This window comes from Actinomadura montaniterrae, from assembly GCF_008923365.1.
Taxonomy (GTDB): domain Bacteria; phylum Actinomycetota; class Actinomycetes; order Streptosporangiales; family Streptosporangiaceae; genus Spirillospora; species Spirillospora montaniterrae.
In genome coordinates this window covers 84,722-107,108 of record NZ_WBMR01000005.1, presented here as the reverse complement: position 1 = coordinate 107,108, position 22,387 = coordinate 84,722, and the positions used below count along the sequence as shown (strand labels likewise).

General features: G+C 74.3%; 22 protein-coding genes. 10 read left to right on the top strand and 12 right to left on the bottom strand.

Features of this window, described 5'->3' with window-relative positions:
* Positions 1-95: 95 nt before the first annotated feature.
* Positions 96-440: a histidine triad nucleotide-binding protein gene (locus F9B16_RS03870; RefSeq protein WP_151538409.1), complete on the bottom strand. Its 345-nt coding sequence runs from the start codon at positions 438-440 to the stop codon at positions 96-98.
* 300 nt (positions 441-740) lie between these two features.
* Between F9B16_RS03870 and F9B16_RS03865 the strand changes: the two genes are divergently transcribed.
* Both F9B16_RS03865 and F9B16_RS03860 read left to right on the top strand, forming a co-directional pair.
* Entirely contained in the window at positions 741-1,328 is a 588-nt protein-coding gene (locus F9B16_RS03865; RefSeq protein WP_151538426.1) for a SigE family RNA polymerase sigma factor, read from the top strand.
* Entirely contained in the window at positions 1,325-2,026 is a 702-nt protein-coding gene (locus tag F9B16_RS03860) for a hypothetical protein (protein ID WP_151538408.1), read from the top strand. Before F9B16_RS03865 ends, F9B16_RS03860 begins: the two co-directional genes overlap by 4 nt.
* 37 nt (positions 2,027-2,063) lie before the next feature.
* On the opposite strand, the gene F9B16_RS03855 is transcribed toward F9B16_RS03860, so the two are convergent.
* The 3 genes from F9B16_RS03855 to hrcA form a co-directional block, all read right to left on the bottom strand.
* Positions 2,064-2,795 (bottom strand): 16S rRNA (uracil(1498)-N(3))-methyltransferase, encoded by a 732-nt coding sequence (locus tag F9B16_RS03855; protein ID WP_151538407.1) that lies wholly within the window; start codon positions 2,793-2,795, stop codon positions 2,064-2,066.
* 89 nt (positions 2,796-2,884) lie between these two features.
* Complete coding sequence (dnaJ, locus tag F9B16_RS03850) at positions 2,885-4,021, bottom strand: molecular chaperone DnaJ (RefSeq protein WP_151538406.1); 1,137 nt, start codon at positions 4,019-4,021, stop codon at positions 2,885-2,887.
* Positions 4,022-5,032 carry a heat-inducible transcriptional repressor HrcA gene (gene hrcA / locus F9B16_RS03845; RefSeq protein ID WP_151538405.1) on the bottom strand — a complete coding sequence of 337 codons (1,011 nt, stop codon included), beginning with the start codon at positions 5,030-5,032 and terminating at the stop codon, positions 4,022-4,024. It lies immediately after the preceding gene.
* A 187-nt stretch (positions 5,033-5,219) separates the two neighbouring features.
* Here hrcA and F9B16_RS03840 point away from each other — a divergent pair, with 187 nt between their 5' ends.
* Positions 5,220-6,032 (top strand): DUF3097 domain-containing protein, encoded by an 813-nt coding sequence (locus F9B16_RS03840; RefSeq protein WP_151538404.1) that lies wholly within the window; start codon positions 5,220-5,222, stop codon positions 6,030-6,032.
* 86 nt (positions 6,033-6,118) lie between these two features.
* Here F9B16_RS03840 and hemW read toward each other — a convergent pair whose 3' ends face one another.
* Together hemW and F9B16_RS03830 are read right to left on the bottom strand one after the other, a co-directional pair.
* A complete protein-coding gene (gene hemW / locus F9B16_RS03835) occupies positions 6,119-7,327 on the bottom strand; it encodes a radical SAM family heme chaperone HemW (RefSeq protein ID WP_151538403.1) in 1,209 nt (402 codons plus the stop codon).
* Positions 7,328-7,367: 40 nt separating this feature from the next.
* Positions 7,368-7,808, bottom strand: a complete 441-nt coding sequence (locus F9B16_RS03830) for an antitoxin YezG family protein (protein WP_151538402.1) — start codon at positions 7,806-7,808, stop codon at positions 7,368-7,370.
* Positions 7,809-8,013: 205 nt separating this feature from the next.
* On the opposite strand from F9B16_RS03830, the gene F9B16_RS03825 reads away from it, so the two are divergent.
* The 3 genes from F9B16_RS03825 (at position 8,014) to F9B16_RS03810 (ending at position 11,174) form a co-directional block, all read left to right on the top strand.
* Positions 8,014-8,925, top strand: coding sequence for a hypothetical protein (locus tag F9B16_RS03825; protein WP_151538401.1), 912 nt, complete (start codon positions 8,014-8,016; stop codon positions 8,923-8,925).
* A gap of 113 nt (positions 8,926-9,038) precedes the next feature.
* Entirely contained in the window at positions 9,039-10,481 is a 1,443-nt protein-coding gene (locus tag F9B16_RS03815) for a hypothetical protein (RefSeq protein WP_192808610.1), read from the top strand.
* A 129-nt stretch (positions 10,482-10,610) separates the two neighbouring features.
* Positions 10,611-11,174, top strand: a complete 564-nt coding sequence (locus F9B16_RS03810; protein WP_151538399.1) for a DUF4870 domain-containing protein — start codon at positions 10,611-10,613, stop codon at positions 11,172-11,174.
* Between the two features lie 52 nt (positions 11,175-11,226).
* Here F9B16_RS03810 and lepA read toward each other — a convergent pair whose 3' ends face one another.
* Positions 11,227-13,068: a translation elongation factor 4 gene (gene lepA / locus F9B16_RS03805; RefSeq protein WP_151538398.1), complete on the bottom strand. Its 1,842-nt coding sequence runs from the start codon at positions 13,066-13,068 to the stop codon at positions 11,227-11,229.
* Between the two features lie 287 nt (positions 13,069-13,355).
* On the opposite strand from lepA, the gene rpsT reads away from it, so the two are divergent.
* Both rpsT and F9B16_RS03795 read left to right on the top strand, forming a co-directional pair.
* Positions 13,356-13,625 (top strand): 30S ribosomal protein S20, encoded by a 270-nt coding sequence (rpsT, locus tag F9B16_RS03800; RefSeq protein WP_151538397.1) that lies wholly within the window; start codon positions 13,356-13,358, stop codon positions 13,623-13,625.
* Positions 13,626-13,704: 79 nt separating this feature from the next.
* Positions 13,705-14,238, top strand: coding sequence for an RNA 2'-phosphotransferase (locus F9B16_RS03795; RefSeq protein WP_151538396.1), 534 nt, complete (start codon positions 13,705-13,707; stop codon positions 14,236-14,238).
* On the opposite strand, the gene F9B16_RS03790 is transcribed toward F9B16_RS03795, so the two are convergent.
* Complete coding sequence (locus F9B16_RS03790; protein WP_151538395.1) at positions 14,183-14,707, bottom strand: hypothetical protein; 525 nt, start codon at positions 14,705-14,707, stop codon at positions 14,183-14,185. The genes F9B16_RS03795 and F9B16_RS03790 overlap by 56 nt on opposite strands.
* A gap of 70 nt (positions 14,708-14,777) precedes the next feature.
* Between F9B16_RS03790 and F9B16_RS03785 the strand changes: the two genes are divergently transcribed.
* Together F9B16_RS03785 and F9B16_RS03780 are read left to right on the top strand one after the other, a co-directional pair.
* Positions 14,778-15,704, top strand: a complete 927-nt coding sequence (locus F9B16_RS03785; RefSeq protein ID WP_151538394.1) for a LysR family transcriptional regulator — start codon at positions 14,778-14,780, stop codon at positions 15,702-15,704.
* The gene (locus F9B16_RS03780) at positions 15,644-16,063 is read left to right on the top strand and encodes an SRPBCC family protein (RefSeq protein ID WP_151538393.1); all 420 of its coding nucleotides are present in this window, start codon (positions 15,644-15,646) and stop codon (positions 16,061-16,063) included. The genes F9B16_RS03785 and F9B16_RS03780 overlap by 61 nt, the downstream gene beginning before the upstream one ends.
* A 611-nt stretch (positions 16,064-16,674) precedes the next feature.
* On the opposite strand, the gene holA is transcribed toward F9B16_RS03780, so the two are convergent.
* The 4 genes from holA to F9B16_RS03760 all read right to left on the bottom strand — a co-directional run bounded on the left by holA (position 16,675) and on the right by F9B16_RS03760 (position 22,379).
* The gene (gene holA, locus F9B16_RS03775; protein WP_225991327.1) at positions 16,675-17,625 is read right to left on the bottom strand and encodes a DNA polymerase III subunit delta; all 951 of its coding nucleotides are present in this window, start codon (positions 17,623-17,625) and stop codon (positions 16,675-16,677) included.
* A 95-nt stretch (positions 17,626-17,720) separates the two neighbouring features.
* The gene (locus tag F9B16_RS03770; protein WP_225991329.1) at positions 17,721-19,814 is read right to left on the bottom strand and encodes a ComEC/Rec2 family competence protein; all 2,094 of its coding nucleotides are present in this window, start codon (positions 19,812-19,814) and stop codon (positions 17,721-17,723) included.
* Between the two features lie 860 nt (positions 19,815-20,674).
* Positions 20,675-21,439 carry a ComEA family DNA-binding protein gene (locus tag F9B16_RS03765; RefSeq protein WP_151538391.1) on the bottom strand — a complete coding sequence of 255 codons (765 nt, stop codon included), beginning with the start codon at positions 21,437-21,439 and terminating at the stop codon, positions 20,675-20,677.
* Between the two features lie 94 nt (positions 21,440-21,533).
* Complete coding sequence (locus F9B16_RS03760; RefSeq protein ID WP_151538390.1) at positions 21,534-22,379, bottom strand: DegV family protein; 846 nt, start codon at positions 22,377-22,379, stop codon at positions 21,534-21,536.
* Between the last annotated feature and the right edge of the window lie 8 nt (positions 22,380-22,387).

Genomic DNA, 22,387 nt, shown 5'->3' with positions numbered 1-22,387 from the left:
TTTCCCCGCACCCGGTCTCCGCGCCGCCGGGACGGCCCGGGCGGCCGCCCCTCGGCCCGGCGGCGTCCGGCGGCGTCCGGTGCCGTCCGGTCCGGTCAGCCGGGCGGCCAGTTCAGGCCACGCCCGCCGAGCACGTGCGCGTGCACGTGGAAGACCGTCTGGCCGGCCTGCGCGCCGGTGTTGAACACGATCCGGTAGCCGGTGCCGTCGATGCCCTCGTCCACGGCGACCCGGTGCGCCTCGCCGAGCACCTCGGCCAGCAGCTCCGGGTCGGCGGCGGCGAGCTCGGCGGCCGTGGGGTGGTGGTCCTTGGGGATGACCAGCACGTGCGTGGGCGCCTGCGGGTTGATGTCGCGGAACGCCATGACGCGCGCGGAGTCCCGGACGACCTTGGCGGGCACGTCCCCGGAAACGATCTTGCAGAACAGGCAGTCGGTCATCTGTCTCCCCTCACGGCGGCCGCGGCCGCGTTCCGAGATCCTATCGAGACCGGTGCGGGGATGGTCCGCGACGCCCCAAGATCGCTAATGTTTCCGGCGTCGATCTCCGGTTGTCGAGCCGCATTCCGACCGGCCACTGGTTAAGGTTGTCAACTCAGGGCGTACCCCCCGGTCCGAGGGCGTTGCCGCGTCTTCGCGCGGGTGGGGGACACCCGATTCGATGCCGGTCCGCAAGGCCCGTCCGAAAGGCGGCCGGGGGACGGTGAAGGCGGCGGATAGGTGACCGAGGTCCTCAAGAACATGCCCTTTCGTAAACCCAACGGCGAGGGTGCGCGTCCCACTGACGTGACCGAGACCCTCGTGGCCAGGGGAACGGCGGGGGCCGTGGCCGTCGCCTGGGACGCCGATCAGGCGGTGACCGCGCTCTACAGCGCCAACTACCGCTCGCTCGTGCGTCTCGCCGCCATGCTCGTGCGCGACTCCGGGACCGCCGAAGAGGTCGTCCAGGACGCGTTCGTGGCGATGCACGGCGGCTGGCGCCGCCTGCGCGACCCCGACAAGGCCCTGTCGTACCTGCGCCAGTCCGTGGTCAACCGGTCGCGATCGGTGCTGCGGCACCGCGCCGTCGTGGAGAAGTACGCCCCGAAGGGGCTGCCGGACGCGCCGAGCGCGGAGGCCGGGGCGATCGGCGAACTGGAACGCTCGGCGGTGATCGACGCGCTCTCCCGGCTCCCCGCTCGCCAGCGGGAGGCGCTCGTCCTGCGCTACTACGCCGATCTGTCCGAAGCGGAGATCGCCAACGCGATGGGGATCTCCCGAGGCGCCGTGAAGAGCCATACGGCGCGCGGCATGACCGCGCTACGCAACGTCCTGGAGCAGTTCTCATGACCACCGACCCCCACGACGAGCACGGCGAGATCCTCCGCCGCGCCCTGCACGCGGAGGCGGACTCGGTCACACCCGCCGACGACGGCCTGGAGCGCATCCGGGCCCGGATCGCCGATCCGCGCCGCCGGCGCTGGTTCGGCCTGGAACGGTTCGGCACCGCCTGGTACGGGCTGGACCGGTTCGCCCTCACCTGGGCGCGGCCCGCGCTCGCCGTGGCCGCGGCCGTGGCGATCGCCGGGCTCGGCGTGACCGCGCCGCAGACGATCGACCTCATCCAGCACTCGGTCGGCAACAACGGGCCGTCCGGGAGCGACCACGACGACCACACCGGCGACCACGTCGACTCGCAGGGCCGTCCGATACAGCCCGGGGCGCCGACGCCGTCGCAGCTCGGCACCTCCGGTTCGGCGTCCGCGTCGGCGTCGTCGTCCCCGTCGGCCTCGTCCAGCCCCACCCCGTGCGGATCCGCCGCCGGCGGCGCGAAGACGTCCACGTCGTCCGGGGCGTCGAAGAAGCCGGCGAAGGCGTCCGCCTCGCCGTGCCCGAGCGGCAGCCCCACGACGAGCCCCACGCCGACGCAGACCCCGACGACGCCGCCGCCGACCACGCCCACGCAGCCGACCGAGCAGCCGACGCCGCCCGCCACGAGCGCTCCCGCCACCACCGCCGACCAGGGCACCGGCGCCTCCGCGCCCTAGTCCCTCCGGCCCGCCGCCCGGCCCCGCCGGCGGCGGGTCACCAGCGGCCGGTGGCGGCCAGCAGCACGGCTGCGGCGGCCACCCCGGCCGTCGAGGTCCGCAGCACGGTCGGGCCGAGCCGGGTGAGGCGCCCGCCCGCCGCGGCGAACCGCTCCAGCTCCTCGCCGGCGATCCCGCCCTCGGGGCCGACCACCAGGACGATGTCCCCGGCTCCGGGCGGCCGCACGCCGCTCAGCGGCTCCTCGGCGTCCTCGTGCAGGACGAGCGCGAGCGACGCGGCGGCGATCCGGGCGGCGACGTCGGCGGTGGACGCGAGGTCCGGCACGTCCGGCAGCCGGCTGCGGCGCGCCTGCTTCGCCGCCTCGCGGGCGGCGTTGCGCCACCGCCCGAGGGCCTTCTCGCGGCGCTCCGGGCGCCACTGCGTCACGCACCGGGCCGCCGCCCACGGGACGATCTCGTCGACGCCGGCCTCGGTCATGGTCTCCACGGCCAGCTCGCCGCGGTCGCCCTTCGGCAGCGCCTGGACGACCACGAGCCGCGGCGCGGGCGCCGGGTCCGTGCGGCGAGACAGCACGTCCAGGGTCAGGGACGCCTTGTCAGCCGCCGCGACGACGCACTCGGCGAGCAGCCCGGCGCCGTCGGTCAGGTCGACCCGCTCGCCGGGCCGCAGCCGCCGCACGGTCGCGGCGTGCCGCCCCTCGGCGCCGTCCAGGACGACCCGGTCGGCGCGCAGCCGGCCCGGGTCGGCGAGGAACACCGGCGGACTCATGGCCCTCCCCCCGGACCACCCGCGGCGGGCCCGCCCGGGGCCGGCGGCGTGCCGTCGCGGCCCTCGCGGTAGGCCGCCGCGGTGGCTCTTCAGTGCTGGTTGAAAACGTCCCGGAGGCGGGAGAACATGCCGCGCTGGCCCGGCGCGAACTTGCCGGGCGGGCGCTCCTCGCCGCGCAGCGCGGCGAGCCGCCGCAGCAGTTCCTCCTGCTCCTCGTCGAGCCTGCCCGGCGTCTCCACGTTCACGTGGATCATCAGGTCGCCGCGGCCGCTCTCGTTGAGGTGCCGCACGCCCCGGTTGTAGAGCGTGATCACCTGGCCGGACTGGGTGCCGGGCTTGATGTCGACCTCCTCGGCGGCGTCCAGCGTCTCGATCGTGACGCTGGTGCCGAGCGCGGCGGCGGTCATCGGGATCTCGACCGTGCAGTGCAGGTCGTCGCCCTCCCGCTCGAAGATCGGGTGCGGCTTCTCGGCGATCTCCAGGAACAGGTCGCCGGGCGGGCCGCCGCCCGGGCCGACCTCGCCCTCGCCGGCCAGCTGGATGTGGATGCCGTTCTCCACGCCCGCCGGGATCTTGACCTTGACGGTGCGCCGGGTGCGGACCCGGCCGTCGCCGGAGCACTCGGTGCACGGGTGCCGGATCACCGAGCCGAAACCGCCGCAGGCGGGGCACGGCCGGGCCGTCATCACCTGGCCGAGGAACGAGCGCTGCACCTGCTGCACCTCGCCGCGGCCGTGGCAGGTCTCGCAGGTCTCCGGGTGCGTGCCGGGCGCGCAGCCCGTCCCCTCGCAGGTCGTGCAGGCGACCGCGGTGTCGATGGACAGCTCGCGGGTCGTGCCGAACGCGGTCTCCGCCAGGTCCAGCTCGACGCGCAGCGTCGCGTTCCGGCCCCGGCGCGCGCGCGAGCGGGGGCCCCGGGACGTCGCGGTGCCGAAGAAGGCGTCCATGATGTCGCTGAACGGGAACCCGGCGCCGCCGAACCCGCCGGCGCCCGCGCCCGCGCCGCCCGGCGCGAACGGATCCGCGCCGAGGTCGTACATCTCGCGCTTCTTCGGGTCGGAGAGCACCTCGTAGGCCTGGGTGATCTCCTTGAACTTCTCCTGCGTCTCCGGGTCCGGGTTGACGTCCGGGTGCAGCTCGCGCGCGAGCCGCCGGTACGCCTTCTTGACCTCGTCGGCGCTGGCGTCCCGGCGGACGCCGAGGGTCGCGTAGTAGTCGTTGGCCACTTACGACCCCGCCAGGATCTGTCCCACGTAGCGTGCCACTGCCCGTACCGCTCCCATCGTGCCGGGGTAATCCATGCGTGTCGGCCCGAGTACGCCCAGCCGGGCCAGCGTGAGGTCGCCGACGCCGTAGTCGGCTGCGACGACCGAGGTCGAACGGAGCCCCTCATCGGGGTTCTCGGTACCGATCCGCACCGTAAGAGTAGAGGAGTCGCCGGTCTCGCCGAGCAGCCGCATGAGGACCACCTGTTCCTCCAGTGCCACCAGCACCTCCCGCAGGCTCGGCGAGAAGTCGACGGCGGCCAGGTTCGCCGCGCCGGCGAAGACGATCTTCTCCTCGTGGTTCTCGACGAGGGTCTCCAGCAGGACCGACAGGACCGCGGCGGCCACCGGCCGCTCGTCCGGGCCCACCTTGTCCGGCAGGTCCGCGACGGCGGACGGCACGTCGCCGAAGCCCAGCCCGTCCAGGCATGTATTGAGCAACGCCCGCAGGTGCCCCACGGATTCCTCGGAGATCTTCCCCGTCTCGATGACCCGCTGCTCCACCCGCCCGGTGTTGGTGATCAGCACCAGCAGCAGCCGGCCCTCGGCGACCGGGACCAGCTCCACGTGCCGCACCGACGAGCGGGTCAGCGACGGGTACTGCACCACCGCCACCTGCCGGGTCAGCTGCGCGAGCAGCCGGACGGTGCGGCCGACGATGTCGTCGAGGTCGTACGCGCCGGACAGGAACGTCTCGATCGCCCGGCGCTCGGCGACCGACAGCGGCTTGATCGTCGACAGCCGGTCGACGAACAGCCGGTACCCCTTGTCGGTGGGGACCCGCCCGGCGCTGGTGTGCGGCTGGGCGATGTACCCCTGCTCCTCCAGCACCGCCATGTCGTTGCGGATGGTGGCCGAGGACACTCCGAGGTTGTGCCGGTCCACGAGCGCCTTGGAGCCCACCGGCTCGTTCGTGGAGACGTAGTCCTCGACTATGGCGCGCAGCACCGCGAGCTTCCGGTCGTCCAGCACCCGGTCACCTCCTTCTGCACCTTCCACAGGTCCTCACGTCCAGATATACCGCCGACAGGGCCTTGCTGGCACTCCGTACTTCCGAGTGCCAAGTGTACGGCCCCGAGGGGACGTTCCGGGGGCCGCGGCAGGGCGCCGGGCCGCGCGCGGCTGCGCGATCTTATCCCGGCCGTTAGTGTGCGGAACCGTGCGGAGCAAGAACTACGGAGACGACGTCCTCGCCGGCGACTGGCGCCGACCCCGCAAGGGGCAGATCCCGGAGATCCCGGCCGAGCCGGGCCTGGTCGCCGAGGATCCCGACAGCGGCTTCTGCGGCGCCGTGGTGGCCTGCGACAAGTTCGGCGTGACCCTCGAGGACCGGTTCGGCAAGCGCCGCGTCTTCCCCCTGACCAAGGCCGGGTTCCTGATCGACGGCAAGCCGGTCACGCTCGTCCGGCCCGCCGCGGCGCCCGCCGCGCCGGCCCGCTCGGCGTCCGGGTCCATCGCCGTGCGGGGGCTGCGCGCCCAGGTCGCCAAGGAGAGCCGCATCTACGTGGAGGGCCTCCACGACGCCGAGCTGGTCGAGAAGATCTGGGGGCACGACCTGCGCGTCGAGGGCGTCGTCGTCGAGTACCTCGAGGGCGTGGACGACCTGCCCGCGATCGTCGACGAGTTCGCGCCCGAGGAGGGCCGCCGCCTCGGCGTGCTGGTCGACCACCTGGTTGAGGGCTCCAAGGAGAGCCGGATCGCCGCGCGGGTCTCGTCCCCGCACGTGCTCGTGACGGGCCACCCGTTCATCGACATCTGGGAGGCCGTCAAGCCCGCCGCCGTCGGCATCCCCGCCTGGCCCCGCGTCCCCCGCGGCGTCCCGTGGAAGGAGGGCGTCGTCGAGGCGCTCGGCTGGAACTGCGAGACGGGCGCGGCCTGGAAGCGCATCCTCGGCTCCGTCACCACCTACACCGACCTCGAACCGGCCCTCCTCGGCCGCGTCGAAGAACTCATCGACTTCGTCACGTGTTAGCCCAGGGGGGCGACCCCCTGGAACCCCCGTCACGACGGACGAGGCGGCGGTTGAGGTCGGTCAGGTATGGCGGTGGCTGAGGTTGGTCAGGTCAGGTCTCGGGTGACGGCGTCGGCCAGGAGGCGGCCGCGGCGGGTGAGGACGGCGCGGCTCCGCTCGTAGGCGGCCGGGTCGATGAGGCCGGCGGCGATCGCGCGGCGGACGGCGGCGTCGTCCAGGAGATCGGCTGGGCAGCCGTCCGCGAGGCGGAGTTCGAGCATGATCCGCTCGATGCGGCGGTCGCCGGCGTCGAGGACCTCGCGCGCGTAGGCGGGCGTGGTGCCCTCGGCGAGGCGCGCGGCGTAGGCGGCGGGGTGCTTGACGTTCCACCAGCGGGTCCCGCCGACGTGGCTGTGGGCGCCGGGGCCGACGCCCCACCAGTCCGCGCCCGTCCAGTACAGGAGGTTGTGGCGGCAGGCGGCCTCGGGCGAGGAGGCCCAGTTCGAGATCTCGTACCAGCGCAGGCCGTGCGCGCTGAGGAGCTCGTCGGCGATCAGGTAGCGGTCGGCCATGGCGTCGTCGTCGGGGGCGGCGAGCTCACCGCGCCGCACCTGCGCCGCCAGGCGGGTGCCCTCCTCGACGATCAGCGCGTACGCGGACACGTGGTCGGGCTCGCAGGCGAGGGCCGCCTCCAGGGACGCGCGCCAGTCGTCGTCGGTCTCCCCCGGCGTCCCGTAGATCAAGTCGAGGTTGACGTGCTCGAAGCCCGCCTTGCGCGTCCACTCGACGACCTGGGGAACGCGGCCCGGCGTATGCGTCCGCTCTAGGACGGCCAGGACGTGCTCGCGCGCGCTCTGCATGCCGTAGGAGACCCGTGTGAAACCGACCTCGCGGAGCTTCGCCACGTAGGCCTCGTCCACCGATTCGGGATTGGCCTCCGTCGTGACCTCGGCGCCAGGGGCGAGCCCGAACTCGGCGTCGATGGCCGCGAGGACGCGTCCGAGATCGTCGGGCGCTAGGAGGGTCGGTGTGCCGCCGCCCACGAAGACCGTCTGGACGGGGAGGTCCGCGTCACCGAGCACCTTGCGGGCCATCCGGACCTCGGCGATCGCGGTGTCCGCATAGGAGTCGCGGCTCGCGCCCGGGCCGAGCTCGGTGGCCGTGTAGGTGTTGAAGTCGCAGTACCCGCACCGGGTCACGCAGAAGGGCACGTGTACGTAGAACGCGAACGGCCGTGCGCCCAGGCCCTCCAGCGCGCTGCCGGGCAGCGCACCGTCGGCGGGTACGGGGTCACCATCGGGCAGCGTAGAGGGCACCCTCACAGTCTGCCGCCCGCAACGGGATGGTCCGGCCCGGTCAGGCCTCGTCGAGCTTGCGGCGGAGCCAGGCGGGGATGTGCGCGTCGGTGCGGGGGAAGCGGTCGAGGTCCAGCGCGTAGGCGGACGGCGTCAGCGGCGGCGTGAACTCGGGCTCGCCGTCGTAGTCGAACTCGGCGCTGAACCGCCCGGAGCGCTCGATCTCCAGGCGGGCGGTGAACCACGCGCCCTTGCCGCGCCGGTACATCACGCGGCGCAGCTCGTCCATCTTGCCGACGGCCTGGCCCGGCGGCGTCGCCTTGCGGCGCTCGCCGGCGGCGTCCTCCACCTCGAAGGACGCGCTGTCGATGCCGACGGTGGCGCGGAACTCGAAGCCGAGCCGCTCCCAGCCCAGGGGCGCGGCCGAGCGCAGGGCGCGCACGGCGCCGTTCACGGTCTCGCGCTCCCGCGGGGAGCGCAGGACCTGCTCGGAGTGGGTCACGCTGGAACCTCCGGTACCGTCGACGCACTGCCCCCGACCGTACCGACATCCGGGCCCGGATCGAGGAGCGCCGGCCGTGTCGCGGCGAAACCGCCGGCCGCGATCGCCGCCCAGCCGGGACGATCTTGGTCGAGCCGGGCGGAAGGCGGGCGGCACGGGCCGCAATGATGCGTGCCGCCCCTCTTGGGCGGATAGGGTCGTCCGAATGCGGAACGAGGGGCCGGTGGACTGGGGGCGTGTGCCCGCGCGCGTGCTGCTGCGCGGCGGCCCCGGCGGTTGGCACTACGTCGTCGTCGACGACAAGGGCGCGGAGCGGCGCACCGCGTTCGACGGTCCCGGCACCCTCTGGCAGACCGGCGGGCGCTCCGACCCGGAGCCGCCGTGGTGGCGGCGCAGGCTCGGCGAGACCGCCGAGGGGCTGCGCGCCGTGATCGGCGAGCGGCTCACCGACGCGACCTTCGGCGACCTCGGCGCGGAGGCCGCGATCACCTGGTTCGCGGTGGACGACCCGGTGGAGTGGGAGGGCCTCGTCACGCTGCGGGAGGCGGATCCGGCGCGGTTCCCCGGCCGGGTCGCGCCGTTCGTGGTCACGCTGGAGCCGGGGCGGGGTGCGCTGCTCCCGGACGCCCACCTGCTGTTCAGCACGCCGGCGTCGGACGCCTGGGCGACGCTCGCCGCGGTCGCCGAGCGGTGCGGGACGCCGCCGCCGAGGGCGCAGTTCCTGTGCGGGTGGGCCGATCACCGCAGCGTGCAGGTGGGGCGCGGGGTGCTGTCGCTGTCGACGGACCGGTCCGGGACGGGCGCGGAGCGGGTCGCGGAGATCTGCGGGACGCGGCGGCCCGGCTGGAGCGGCAACCCGGAGATGCGGTTCCGGCTCGACGGGATCGACCTGCTGGACGAGCCGGCCGGCGACGTGACCGCGCTCCTCACCGAGCTGGGGCACGAGGTGGTGCGGCGGGGACGGGCGGTGCGGCTGCCCGCGCTCGGCCTCACCCTGTACGAGCCGGACGGCCGGTCGCCGGCCCCGGCGCGGCGGTCGGTCGGCGGGGAGGAGCGGTTCGCGGCGGTGTCGATGCAGCCTCCGGCGCCGTCCGTCCCGCACCGGACCAACGCCTGAACCCCCGCGGTCGCTGGGCGTCCGGAAGATCGTCCTCTCGGCAACGATCCCGACACCCACCGGGGACCGGCCCGTCACCGGCGCGCAATCCGGCCGCCCTAGGTTTCCCGATCATGAGAAGCCGTGCGCGTCACACAGCACTCGCCCTGTCCGCCGCCGCCCTCGCCGCCGCTCCCCTCGCCCTCGCCGCCGCCCCCGCCGAAGCCGCTCCCGCCCAAGCCGCTCCCTCCGAAGCCTCCACCGCCGCCGGGCGGACGATCAGCGTCCGCCGGGGCGGGCCCGCCCGCACGCTCACCTTCACCGCCGGCCGCGCCGGGGAGGCGCTGATCGGCTTCACCGCGTCCGCGCCCGGCGTGTCGTGGGCGGAGAAGGGCGCCGAGTCCGCCGTGGTGTCCATCGCGGTGGACGGCCGGCACGTCACCGACCTCGTCGTCCCGTCGTCCGACCCGACGCCCCGCAGCCTCGCCCTCGGCCGCGTCGACCGGGGCCGCCACAAGGTCACCTTCCGGTTCGCCAAGGGCAGCGCCCCCGCCGCCCAGCGCGTGCGGCTCACGCGGACCGGCGTCCGGATGCCGTCCGCCGACCAGCTCGTCCTGCGCTACGCGCCCGTCGTGGTGGGACGGACCCTCCCGGTGACCGGCGACGCCTACCAGAACGCCACGACCGACACCCCGCTGATCGCGTGGCACGAGACCAAGCCCGCCGCCACCCCCGGCCACCAGATCCTCGAATACTCGGTCGTCTGGAGCAACGAGGACGGCGGGACGGACACGCCCGCCCTCATGGCCCGCTGGGGCCGCACCACCGACATCGAGTGGATCTACCGCGTCGAGGTCGACGCCAAGGGGAACCGGGTCGACGGCACCGGCGTCTACCAGGCGCCCAACCACGCGACGCTGCAGTTCACCGGCAAGTACGAGGCCGACCACCCGGTGCTGCAGACGTGCACGGTGAACAACAACATGTGCGACACCGTCACGCCCCCTGACTCGCCGCTGCGGTTCATGCCGGACGTCACCGCCACGCGCCCGCAGGACCGCACCCGCGAGTACGTCATGGACCAGCAGCCGTGGACGTACCGGGTCATGGCGCAGGAGATGCTCCGCGAAGGCAAGATCGAGAACCCGTCCGATCCCGCGACGACGGCGGTCGGCGACCAGCGCACCTACCTGTTCGTCGAGTTCGCGAAGACCACCGGCGCCGCCACCGGGACGGGGTCCGTGCCGGGCGTGGCGCTCGGGGTGCGGCTGAAGTCCGACCCGTCGCGGCTCTACCGGTCCGACCATGACCAGCCGACCTGGTCCATCGACCGGGACGGGCCCGTCGCGACGACGGTCGAGCTGCCCGCGGGCACGCAGGCGTCCGACATCGCGAGCGTCGAGGCGATCCGGCGTCCCATCGGGCTCGGCGACAACGGCGCGCCCGCCACCGTCACCTCGCTCAACCGGGGCTTCTTCCTGGACGCCGCGTACCTTCCGCAGCCGTCGTTCCTGACCTGGAAGGGGTCGGTCACGCTCACGCCGGGCGACCCATCGGGCGTCCTCTGGCGTCCCTGACGGCCCGTACCCGCCGCACGCCGGGCGGCGCGGGAAGGAAAGGCGGGAAACCGGGCGAACTCCGGGTGCGTCCTAGGAGTCGTACACTTCGCCAAAGCTCGCTCAGCGAACCCGGAGAGGACACCCGCCATGGCCTACGGGCCTCCCCCGTCGCCCGGCCAGGGACAGCAGCCCGGATGGCAGCAGCAGCCGCCCCAGCAGCAGAGCCCGTGGCAGCAGCCCGGTTCGGCCTGGCAGCAGCCGCAGCAGCCCCCGCAGCCCGGTGGCGCGTGGCAGCAGCCGCCCCAGCAGGACGGCCCGGGCCAGGCCTGGCAGCAGCCGGCCCAGGGACGCGGCACCACACCGATGCCCGGCCACTACGGCCCGGTCAGCGACGACGAGAAGACGTGGTCGCTGATGGCCTACCTCGGCCAGTTCCTCGTCGGCGCCATCGCGCCCGCCATCGTCTACCTCGGCAAGGCGCGCTCGCCGTTCGTCCGCCGGCACGCCGCGCAGGGCCTGAACATGGGCCTCGCGGCGATCGCCGTCTGGATCGTCGGGGGCCTGCTCGCGCTCGCCGTCGACGTCCTGATCTGGGTGCCGCTGCTGTTCACCGCGGCCGTGCTGTTCTTCCTCGTCTACGCGGCGCGGGCCGCGAACCGCGGCGAGTTCCGCACGGTCCCGGTCGTCGTCGCCTGGCCGATCGTCAAATAGCCGACCGTCGAACAACCAGGCCGGGCGGTGCGTCCGCCCGGCCCCGGCGTCGCTACTTGCGGCCCTTGTCGGTGGACTCGCCGCCGGTGGACAGCGCGGCGACGAAGGCCTCCTGCGGGACGTCGACCCGGCCGATCGTCTTCATCCGCTTCTTGCCCTCCTTCTGCTTCTCCAGCAGCTTGCGCTTGCGGGAGATGTCGCCGCCGTAGCACTTGGCGAGGACGTCCTTGCGGATGGCGCGGATGTTCTCGCGCGCGATGATGCGCGCCCCGATCGCGGCCTGGATGGGCACCTCGTACTGCTGCCGCGGGATCAGCTCCTTGAGCTTCGCGGTCATCATCAGCCCGTACTCGCGCGACTTGTCGCGGTGCACGATCTGGCTGAACGCGTCCACCGACTCGCCCTGCAGCAGGATGTCGACCTTCACCAGGTCGGACTCCTGCTCGCCGCTCGGCTCGTAGTCCAGCGACGCGTACCCGCGGGTCCGCGACTTCAGCTGGTCGAAGAAGTCGAAGATGATCTCGGCGAGGGGCAGCGTGTAGCGGATCTCGACCCGGTCCTCCGACAGGTAGTCCATGCCGAGCAGCACCCCGCGGCGCCCCTGGCACAGCTCCATGATCGCGCCGATGTGGTCGGACGGGGACAGCAGCGTCGCCTTCACGACCGGCTCGTACACCGCGCCGATCTTGCCCTCGGGGAACTCGCTCGGGTTGGTGACGGTGTGCTCCGACCCGTCCTCCATGACCACCCGGTACACCACGTTCGGCGCCGTCGAGATCAGCGACAGGCCGAACTCGCGCTCCAGCCGCTCACGGACGATCTCCATGTGCAGCAGGCCGAGGAACCCGCAGCGGAACCCGAACCCCAGCGCCGCGGACGTCTCCGGCTCGTAGATCAGCGCCGCGTCGTTCAGCCGCAGCTTGTCGAGCGCGTCGCGCAGCTCGGGGTACTCGTCGCCGTCCACCGGGTACAGGCCGGAGAACACCATCGGCTTCGGGTCCTGGTAGCCGCCGAGCGCCTCGGGCGCCGGGCGTCCCGCGCCGGTCACCGTGTCGCCGACCCGCGCCTGCCGGACGTCCTTCACCCCGGTGATCAGGTAGCCGACCTCGCCGACGCCGAGCCCCTGGACGGGCTTCGGCTCCGGGGAGATGACGCCGACCTCCAGGGTGTCGTGCGCGGCGCCCGTCGACATCATCAGGCTCTTCTCGCGGCGCGACAGGTGCCCGTCCACGATCCGGACGTAGGTGACCACGCCGCGGTAGGTGTCGTACACCGAGTCGAAGATCAGCGCGCGCGCCGGGCCGTCCGGGTCGCCGACCGGCGCCGGGACGTCCCGCACGATCTTGTCGAGCAGCTCGCGCACGCCCTCGCCGGTCTTGCCGGACACCCGCAGCACCTCGGACGGGTCGCAGCCGATGATCCCGGCGAGCTCCTCGGCGTACTTCTCCGGCTGCGCCGCGGGCAGGTCGATCTTGTTCAGCACCGGGATCAGGTGCAGGTCCGCCTCGAGCGCCAGGTACAGGTTCGCGAGCGTCTGCGCCTCGATGCCCTGCGCCGCGTCCACCAGCAGCACGGCGCCCTCGCACGCCGCCAGCGACCGCGACACCTCGTAGGAGAAGTCGACGTGGCCGGGGGTGTCGATCAGGTTCAGGACGTAGTCGGTGCCGCCGGAGCTCCACGGCAGCCGGACCGCCTGGCTCTTGATCGTGATGCCGCGCTCGCGCTCGATGTCCATCCGGTCGAGGTACTGGGCGCGCATCTGGCGCTCCTCGACCACGCCGGTCAGCTGCAGCATGCGGTCCGCGAGCGTCGACTTGCCATGGTCGATGTGCGCGATGATGCAGAAGTTGCGGATGATCGCGGGATCGGTCTTGTCAGGCTCAGGCGCTGGCACCGGGGTCCGTTCGCAAACTCACAGGTGGACAATGGATCTGTACGTCCCATAGTCCCATGCCGGACGCGATGCTCCGTGCAGGCCCTGCGGCGTGCGGGCCCCGCGGCGCGGGCCCGCCCCCGCCCGCACCAGGCCGGTTCGCGGCGGACGGGCCCGATTGGTAGGCTGTGCGACTGCGTGTGGCGTAGCGTCGTGCCCCGGGGGCACCGTCCGCCCCCGTCAGACATCCTGTTCGCGCCTGCCGGCATGGCAGGCCATGATCGCAACCAAGGCTGAGGCACTACGACGTGGCTAACATCAAGTCCCAGATCAAGCGGAACAAGCAGAACGAGAAGGCGCGGCTGCGCAACAAGGCCGTCAAGTCGGAGCTGAAGACCGCGATCCGCAAGTTCCGCGAGGCCGCGGAGTCCGGCGAGGTCGAGGCCGCCGTCGCGGCGCAGCAGGCCGCCGCCCGCAAGCTGGACAAGGCCGTCAGCAAGGGCGTCATCCACAAGAACCAGGCCGCCAACCGCAAGTCGGCCATCGCCAAGCAGGCCGCCGCGCTGCAGGCGAAGTGAGCACGGCGCTCAGCTAGACGCGCACGCCCGGGGCCGGTCCATCGCGACCGGCCCTGACGCATGCCCGGGCAGGGGATCCATGGACGCACGGCGCACGGTGAAGATCTCCAAGTACCTCGCCAAGCACCTGCGGCACCGCCCCGAGCGCATCGGCCTCACCCTCGACGCCGGCGGCTGGGCCCGCGTCGACGACCTCCTCGACGCCGCCGCCCGGCACGGCTTCCCCATCACGCGCGCCGAGCTGGAGCACGTCGTCGCCGTCAACGACAAGCGGCGCTACGCCCTCGACGGCGACCGGATCCGCGCCGTCCAGGGCCACAGCATCGACGTCGACCTCGGCCTGCCCGCCGTCCCGCCGCCGGAGCTGCTGTACCACGGCACCACCGAGGCCACCGCACCCGCGATCCGCCGTGAGGGCCTGCTGCGCATGGACCGGCACGCCGTCCACCTGTCCGCCGACCCCGAGACCGCGCGGCGCGTCGGCGCCCGCCGCGGCCGGCCCGTCGTCCTCGTCGTCGAGGCGGGGCGGATGGCCGCCGACGGGCACGCGTTCCGCGTCAGCGCGAACGGCGTGTGGCTGGCCGACGCCGTCCCGCCGGAATATCTGCGCTGATCACGGCGGCGTCCGCCCACGCCGGGACGTGCCGCACCCAGTCGGGGACCTCGCCCTTCTGCGGGCCGAACAGGTACCGGTACGGGACGACGTCGCGGATCGCCCGGTGCACGTCCAGCCGGTCGTCGATCATGTGCGTGATCCCGAGCTCCGCGCAGTGCAGCGCCTTCTCCGGCCGCTTCCGGCAGAACCGCACGTTCCCCCTGGCCAGCCCGGTCCGGCCGTAGAAGTCGTGGTGGTCGAGCCACGCCAGCGTCCGCTCGCGGACCCGCTCCCCGCACTTGGAGATGATCCACGCGCGGCCGCCGAACGCCTCCACCAGCCCGGGCAGCACGTCGTACACGCCGTCCGCCGCCGGCGACGCCAGCGCCTCAGCGAAAGAGCCGCCGAGGAACGCCGTGTCCGCCGTCCCCGGAGCCGAGACGCCCTGGATGACGCGGCCGAAATCGATGCCGAGACGAGGTTCCATGCCTCTGAGCCTGACCGCACCACGGCTAGAACTGAACTATCGATCGACCGGCGGTCTATAGTTTCAGATTATGGAGCTGAGCCGCCTGTCCACCGACGCGCTCGCCTCCTTCGCCGCGTTCGCGGACCACCTCAACTTCACCCGTGCCGCCGAGGACCTGCACATCTCCCAGCCGGCCCTGCACGTCAAGATCCGCAAGCTCGCCGAGACCCTCGGCCGCCCCCTCTACACCCGGCACGGCCGCCGCCTCGCCCTCACCCCCGCGGGCGAGGCCGTCGCCCGCCTCGCCCGCGACCTCGACGCCCGCGTCGCCGCCTTCCTCGCCGACCTCGACGGCACCGCCCCGGCCCGCCTGCCCGTCCTCGCCGCCGGCGAGGGCGCCTACCTGTACCTGCTCGGCGACGCCGTCCGGCACGGCGTCCGGCTCGTCAACGGCGACCGCGCCCGCACCCTCACCGCCGTCCGCACCGGCCGCGCCGACCTCGGCGTCGCCGTCCTCGACGTGCTGCCCGCCGACCTCGCGACCGTCCCGCTGGCCGCGTACCCGCAGGCCCTCGCCGTCCCGGACGACCACCCGCTCGCCGCCCGCCGGACCCTGACCCTCGCCGACCTCGCCGGCGCGTCCCTGGTCGTCCCGCCGCCCGCCGGTCCGCACCGCGTCGCCCTCGAACGCGCCCTCCGCGCCGCCGGCGTGCCGTGGACCGCCGCCGTCGAGGCGGAGGGCTGGCCGCTGCTGCTGCACTTCGTGTCCCTGCGCGCCGGGCTCGCCGTCGTGAACGGCTGCGTCGTCCCGCCGCCGGGGGTCGTCCTCCGCGAGATCACCGACCTGCCCGCCGTCCCCTACTACGCCGTCCACCTGCCGGGCCGCGACACCGATCCCCTCGTCGCCGGCCTGCTGACCAGGATCCGCACCGCCCTGACCACCGGGAGCCCACCGTGCACCTCGAGATCACCGTCGACATCGACGCCGCCCCCGACACCGTCTGGAACCTCCTGACGGACGTCGAGCGCTGGCCGGACATGACCGCCTCGATCAACCGCGTCGAGCTGCTCGACGGGCCCCTCCGCGAGGGCGCCCGCGCCCGCGTCCACCAGCCCGGCATGCCCGCCGCGGTCTGGACGGTCACCGCGTTCACCGAGAACGAGAACTTCACCTGGCGGTCCCGCTCCCCCGGCGTCACCACGACCGGCGGCCACGAGGTCCGCCCCGGCGCGTCGGGCGGCAGCACCGTCCGCCTCACCCTCGACCAGACCGGCCCCCTGGCCCCGCTACTCGCCCTCCTCATGGGCTCCCGAACCCGCCGCTACGTCACCATGGAAGCCAACGGCCTGAAAACCAAAGCCGAATCCCCCTGACCCCACCCCAGAAACACGCCGCGACCCACAACACCAAAGGCCGTCACCCCCAGACACAGCACACTCACCAAGCACGGGCCAGCCTCCAAACCCCCGGCCGCCCCCACGCAGCGGCCAGCGTCCACACAGGAGCCAGCCCCCGCACACGGGACGCGCGCCGGACAGGGGCGGCGGCCAAGCACAGGGCGGCCGACCACGGACTTCCGCCGACCAGGGGCCGGCGCCGCGCACAGAACGACGGCCGCGCAGAAGATCGCAACCAAGCACGGAACGTCCACCGGACAGAGGGCCGCGGCCAAGCACCGCGCGGCCAAGCACCGCGCCGCGCCTGAGCACCGGGCCGCGGCTGGCCACCGCGCCGCAGTCGAGCACCGCGCCGCGGTCGAACGCAGGGCCGCGGTCGAACGCAGGGCCGCGGTCGAACGCAGGGCCGCGGTCGAACGCAGGGCCGCGGTCGAACGCAGGGCCGCGGTCGAACGCAGGGCCGCGGTCGAACGCAGGGCCGCGGTCGAACGCAGGGCCGCGGTCGAACGCAGGGCCGCGGTCGAACGCAGGGCCGCGGTCGAACGCAGGGCCGCGGCTGAGCGCAGGGCGGCGGTTGGGGGCGGGGGTCAGCCGCGGGCGGCGACGATGTCGGCTACGGTCTTCTCCAGCGCGTAGGCGGGGTCGGCTGCGCCGCCCTTGACCTGCGCGTCGGCCTCCGCCACCGCGGTGAGGGCGCGCGCCACCCCGTCGCCCGACCAGCCGCGCAGCTGCTTCTGCACGCGCTCGATCTTCCACGGCGGCATCCCCAGGTCCTTGGCGAGCGCGGCGCCACGGGCTCCGCGCGGTGCGCCGCCGACCTTGGCCAGTCCCCGGACGCCCTGGGCCAGCGCGCTGACGATGAGCACCGGTGCCACGCCGGTCGCGAGGGCCCACCGCAGCTGCTCCAGCGCCTCCGCGAGGTGCCCGTCGATCGCCTTGTCCGCGACGGTGAACCCGCTGACCTCGGCGCGGCCGCGGTAGTAGCGGGCGACGGCCGCGTCGTCGACCTTCCCTCCGGTGTCGGCGACGAGCTGGCTGCACGCGGCCGCCAGCTCGCGCAGGTCGTTGCCGACCGCGTCCAGCAGCCCGCGCGCCGCGTCCGGCGAGATCTTCCCGCCGGACCGGCGGATCTCGGCGCGCACGAAGTCGACGCGCTCCCCCATCTTGGTCACCTTGGGGCAGGCGATCTTGCGCGCCTTCAGCTTGGTCAGCCCGTCCACCAGCGCCTTGCCCTTGGCGCCGCCGTGGTGGACGGCCACGAGGACCACGTCGTCCGCCGGGTCCCTGGCGTACTTGAGCACCTCGGCGGTGAGGTCCTTGCCGAGGTCCTGCGCGGACCGGATCACGAGCACCTTCCCGCCGCCGAACAGCGACGGCGACGTGAGCTCCGAGATCCGCCCGGGCTCCAGCCCGCCCGGCGCGAGGTCGATCACCTCGGCGTCCGGGTCCCGCGCCCGCACGGAGGCGGCGACCTCGCCGATCGCCCGCTCCACGAGCAGCTCTTCGTCTCCCACGATCAGGGTGATGGCCTCGGACACCCTTGCAGCATGCCACGCCCGACACCGTCCCCGCGCCACGTCGCCCGCCCCGCCACGCCACTGCACCCGGCACCCCTCCCGATCGGCAGCGCGGGTCAATGGCGCGGGACGGCGGCGATGCCGGTTCTGGTGCGGACAATGGCGATGTCTCCGTCCTGATCGGTGCGGTGGACCTGGGTGTGGAGGCGGCGCAGCAGGCCGAGGGTGGACGGGGCCGGGTGGCCGTAGTCGTTGTCCCGGCCGACGGAGACCAGGGAGATCGACGCGTGGGCGGCGGCCAGGAAGCGGGGGTCCTGGCTGCGGGAGCCGTGATGCGGGACCTTGAGGACCTGGACGCGCGGGACGCTCGTCTCCAGGGCGCGCTGCGCGTCGGTCTCGACGTCGCCGGCGAGCAGGGCGCTGAATCCGGGTCGGCGGGCCACGAGGACGACGCTGGCGTTGTTGATCGTGGTGCCGTCGTCCCGTGGTGACAGGGCGGGGCCGGTGCCGAGGGGCGCGAGGATCGCCAGGGTCAGGTCGCCGACGCGCCATTCCCGTCCGGCGAGCGCGGGACGCGACGGAAGCCCGGCGATGAAGCGGTTCTCGGCGCCGTCGGTGAGGGGCGTCCTCACGACCTCGTGGACGGTGCGTCCGTGCCGGACGCCGGACGTCCCGCCGATGTGGTCGGCATGCGGGTGGGTCAGAACGAGCAGTGGCACGTCCTTCACGCGCAGGCGGGAGAGGCAGCGGTCGACCGGGGCGGGGGTGGGGCCGGTGTCCACGACGACGGCGCGCCCGGGTCCGGCGGCGAGCGCGAGCGCGTCACCTTGGCCGACGTCGCAGGCGACCAGTTGCCAGCCCGGCGGCGGCCAGCCCGGAGCCGTGACCCGCAGCACCACGACGGCGATCAGCACCCCGGCCATCGCTGCGACCGCCGCCATGCGCAGCCCGGGGTGGCGCAGGATCAGGACGGCGACGCCGCCTGCCAGCAGCAGGGTCACCGCGCCGAGCCCGCCGCCCGTCCACGGGATGGTGGCGTACGGAAGCGCGGCGGCGGTGCGGGCGATCCAGATGATCCAGCCCACGGCGAGGCCGGCGGGACGGACCGTCAGGCGGGCGAGCGGCAGCGACACGGGCGCGATCGCGGTGGCGAGCGCGCCGAGCAACGTCGCGGGCGCCACGGCCGGCGCCGCGAGCAGGTTCGCCAGCAGGGACACCACACCGACCTCTCCGGAGAGCATCACGAGGACCGGGGCGACGGCGACCTCGGCGGCGGCCGCGACGGCGAGGGCGTCGGCGAGCGGGCCGGGCAGGCGGCGCGCGAGCCGCTCCCGCCAGGGCGGCGCGAGGACGAGCAGGCCCGCCGTCGCCAGCACGGACAGCGCGAAGCCGTACGAGCGCGCCAGTTCCGGGTCGATCAGGACGAGCAGGAGCACCGCCGCGCACAGCGCGGGAACGCCCTGCCGGGAGCGTCCGGTGAACAGGGCAAGCAGCGCCACCAGGCCCATGACGGTGGCCCGCAGGACGCTCGGGTCCGGCCGGGCGACCAGCACGAACGCGACCACCGCGACGGCAGCGACGGGCGGGGCGCGGCGGCGGCCCAGCCCCGCGACGCGGCACAGCCACAGGACCGCGCCGATGACGATCGCGAGGTTGGCGCCGGAGACGACCAGCAGGTGGCTGAGGCCCGCGGTGCGGAAGTCGTCGGCGAGGGCCGGGTCGAGCCGGGAGGTGTCGCCGTCGACCATGCCGGGCAGGACGCCCCGCTGGTCGGGCGGGAGCCGGTCGACCGCCGCGCGCAGCCGCGCCCGCACGGCCTCGGCGGCCCGCTGGACGTCGGACGGGCCGCCGAGGAGCACGGGCGGGCCCCGGACGATCACCACGGCGGCGAGCAGTTCGGCGCCGCGCGGCTTCTCGAACCGGCCGCGCAGCCGCACCCGCTGGCTCGGCAGCAGCCCGAGCCACCGCGGGTCGTGCGCGATCAGCAGCACCGGCACGCGCACCCGGGCCCGCGCGACCGCCTCGACCCGCGCCCGGACGATCACCAGGGGCCGCCCGCCGGCCTTCCTGGCCTGCGGGTCCCCGGTCAGCACCGCCTCGGCCGACGACGCCCCTCCCGTCCGTGCGAGCGTCCACACCGGCCCCGTGCCGACGGCGGTCGCCCGGAACGCCACCCCGGTCGCGGACGCGGCCACGCAGACCAGCACCATCCCCAGCAACCGCCGATTGACCGTCCCCGAGATCCCGCGTGCGCCGCCTCTCGCCCGGGACGCGGTCATGCGGGCGATGGCGAGCCGCCCACCCCCCACGAGCGCTTCCGTTAACCCCCGCTGCTCGGCCGCCCGTCTCAGCAACGTCCGCCCCGCACCCGCCCCTCCCGTGAGCGTCCGCCGCGCAACCGCCCGTCCCGCGAGCGTCCGCCGCGCACCCGCCCGTCCCGCCGAAGCGCGCCGCGCGTCACCACCAGACTCCAAACCGGCCCCGATCGAAGTCCCGCCGACCCCGACCGCCTCCTGCGATCTCCACGCCGGCGCGTCCGACAGCAGTGGCTCATCCCGGGCAGCGGTCGAACGCCCGCGTCTGAACCCCGGTCCTGGCGGCGCCCACTGCACTGCTCCGTCTCGCCCCTGGCAGGTATCAAGCGAAGACCCGGCGGACTCGTCCCCTGACCGCGCTCGGCCCTGCGCCGCGTCCGGCAGCAGAGGCTCATCCCGGGCAGAGGTCGAACGCCCGCGCCTGAACCCGGGCCCTGACGGCGCCCACTGCACTCCTCCGTCTCGCCCCTGGCAGCTATCGAGCGAAGACCCGGCGAACTGGTCCCCCAACCGCGCTCGGCCCTGCGCCGCATCCGGCAGCAGAGGCTCACCCCGGGCGGTCGGTTCTCGGCTTCCGAGCACTGCGGGCGCGGCATCGGGGGTGGGTGGGGTGCGGCGGGCGGTGGTGAGGAGGTAGAGGGCGGTGGTGGTCGTGGTGGCGGCCACGGTCCAGGTGAGGGCGGGCGGGAAGCCGATCGTCAGGGCGGCGGTGATCCAGGCGGCGAGGGCCGGGGCGGCCAGGCGGAGGTCGGGGGTCATACGCGCACCATCGGCTTCAGGTCGGCGAAGCGGCGGGCGCCGATGCCGTCGACGTCCTGGAGCTGGTCGACGGAGCGGAAGCCGCCGTGCTGCGTGCGGTAGTCGACGATGCGCTGGGCGAGGACGGGGCCGACGCCGGGGAGCTGGTCGAGCTGGCCGGCGGTCGCGGTGTTGAGGTCGACGGGCGTGCCGGGCGCCCCGGAGGCCGCGGGCCCGGGCGGGGGCTGCCCTGGTGGCGGCTCGCCGGGCGCGGGCGAGGGCAGGCGGACGCCGACCGGGATCTGCTCGCCGTCGACGAGCTTGCGGGCGAGGTTGAGCGTGCCGGTGCCGGCGCCGGGACGCACGCCGCCCGCGGCCTTGATGGCCTCCTCGACGCGGGAGCCGGACGGCAGGGTGACGACGCCGGGGTGCCTGACCTTGCCGAGGACGTGGACGACCACGGACGCGGGGCCGGAGGCGCCGGCGGGCACGGCGGCAGGCGACGGCCCGGACGGTGCGGAAGCGGCGGGGACCTCGGTCGCGGCGGCGTCCGCGGTGGCGGGCGCCGGGTCGGGGCGGGGGCGGGCGAGCCAGAGGTAGCCGCCGGCGACCAGCGCGGCGATCACCGCGATGACGGCCAGGACGCGGACGTTCGCCTTCTCGGGCACAGAGCGCAGCCGCGCCGACGGCGGCTGCGCAGACGGCGGCTGCGCGGACAGCGGCTGTGCAGGCGGCGGCTTGAGCCGGTCGGCGAGGGAGTGGAGGCGGTCGTCGGCTGTCATGACGCCGACGTTAGGCGCGCCGCCCGGCCCCGAGCAGGGCCTGCGGAAAATGTGGATAACTCGCGCCACACCCCCTCTGACCAGGGGATACGCGTCAGAGTTGCGGGGCGATCACCACGCCGAGCATCCCGGGGCCGACGTGCGCGCCGATGACGGGGCCGACCTCGCCGACGTAGACGTCCTCGACGTGCGGGATGCGGTCACGGAGCCGGGCGGCGAGGGCGTCGGCGCGGGACGCGGCGGCGAGGTGCTGGACGCCGAGGTCGACGCGGCGGGAGCCCGCCTGCTCGACGGCGATCTCCTCCAGCCGGGCCAGGGCCCGCGCGGACGTGCGGACCTTCTCCAGCGGGACGATCCGGCCGCCGGCGATGTCCAGGAGCGGCTTGACCATGAGGGCGGAGCCGAAGAGCGCCCCGGCGGCGCCGATCCGGCCGCCGCGCCGCAGGTGTTCGAGGGTGTCGACGTAGAGCAGGGAGCGGGACATTCCGGCGCGGCGTGCCGCGGCGCGCGCGACGGTCTCGGCGTCCCCGCCCGCCATCGCGGCGGCGGCCGCGGAGAGGGCGGCGAGGCCGAGGCCCATGCCGATGGTTCCGCTGTCGACGACGCTGACGGGAACGGGCGCGTCCGCGGCGGCGAGGCGGGCGGCGGCGAGCGTCCCGGACATGGCCGCGGACAGGTGCACCGACACCACGGCGTCGGCGCCGGCCTCCGCGGCGCTCTCGTAGGCCTGGGCGAACCGTCCGGGCGAGGGGCGGGACGTCCTGACGGGCCGCCGGTCCCGGAGCGCCCGGACGGCTTCGTCGCCGCTGATGTCTCCTTCGTCGCGCATGGCGCCGCCGAGGGAGATCTGCAGGGGGACGACGGTCAGCCCGTGCCGTTCGGCGAGCCCCGGCGGGAGGTAGGCGGTGGAATCCGTGACGACCGCGACGGCGCTGCCCATGAACGGGA

Bases quoted from the DNA above. Each gene is read 5' to 3' on its own strand.
- F9B16_RS03870 (WP_151538409.1), bottom strand. From the start codon at position 440: ATGACCGACTGCCTGTTCTGCAAGATCGTTTCCGGGGACGTGCCCGCC.
- F9B16_RS03865 (WP_151538426.1), top strand. From the start codon at position 741: ATGCCCTTTCGTAAACCCAACGGCGAGGGTGCGCGTCCCACTGACGTG.
- F9B16_RS03860 (WP_151538408.1), top strand. From the start codon at position 1,325: ATGACCACCGACCCCCACGACGAGCACGGCGAGATCCTCCGCCGCGCC.
- F9B16_RS03855 (WP_151538407.1), bottom strand. From the start codon at position 2,795: ATGAGTCCGCCGGTGTTCCTCGCCGACCCGGGCCGGCTGCGCGCCGAC.
- F9B16_RS03825 (WP_151538401.1), top strand. From the start codon at position 8,014: ATGCGGAACGAGGGGCCGGTGGACTGGGGGCGTGTGCCCGCGCGCGTG.
- F9B16_RS03815 (WP_192808610.1), top strand. From the start codon at position 9,039: ATGAGAAGCCGTGCGCGTCACACAGCACTCGCCCTGTCCGCCGCCGCC.
- F9B16_RS03810 (WP_151538399.1), top strand. From the start codon at position 10,611: ATGGCCTACGGGCCTCCCCCGTCGCCCGGCCAGGGACAGCAGCCCGGA.
- F9B16_RS03795 (WP_151538396.1), top strand. From the start codon at position 13,705: ATGGACGCACGGCGCACGGTGAAGATCTCCAAGTACCTCGCCAAGCAC.
- F9B16_RS03790 (WP_151538395.1), bottom strand. From the start codon at position 14,707: ATGGAACCTCGTCTCGGCATCGATTTCGGCCGCGTCATCCAGGGCGTC.
- F9B16_RS03785 (WP_151538394.1), top strand. From the start codon at position 14,778: ATGGAGCTGAGCCGCCTGTCCACCGACGCGCTCGCCTCCTTCGCCGCG.
- F9B16_RS03770 (WP_225991329.1), bottom strand. From the start codon at position 19,814: ATGGTGCTGGTCTGCGTGGCCGCGTCCGCGACCGGGGTGGCGTTCCGG.
- F9B16_RS03765 (WP_151538391.1), bottom strand. From the start codon at position 21,439: ATGACAGCCGACGACCGCCTCCACTCCCTCGCCGACCGGCTCAAGCCG.
- F9B16_RS03760 (WP_151538390.1), bottom strand. From the start codon at position 22,379: ATGGGCAGCGCCGTCGCGGTCGTCACGGATTCCACCGCCTACCTCCCG.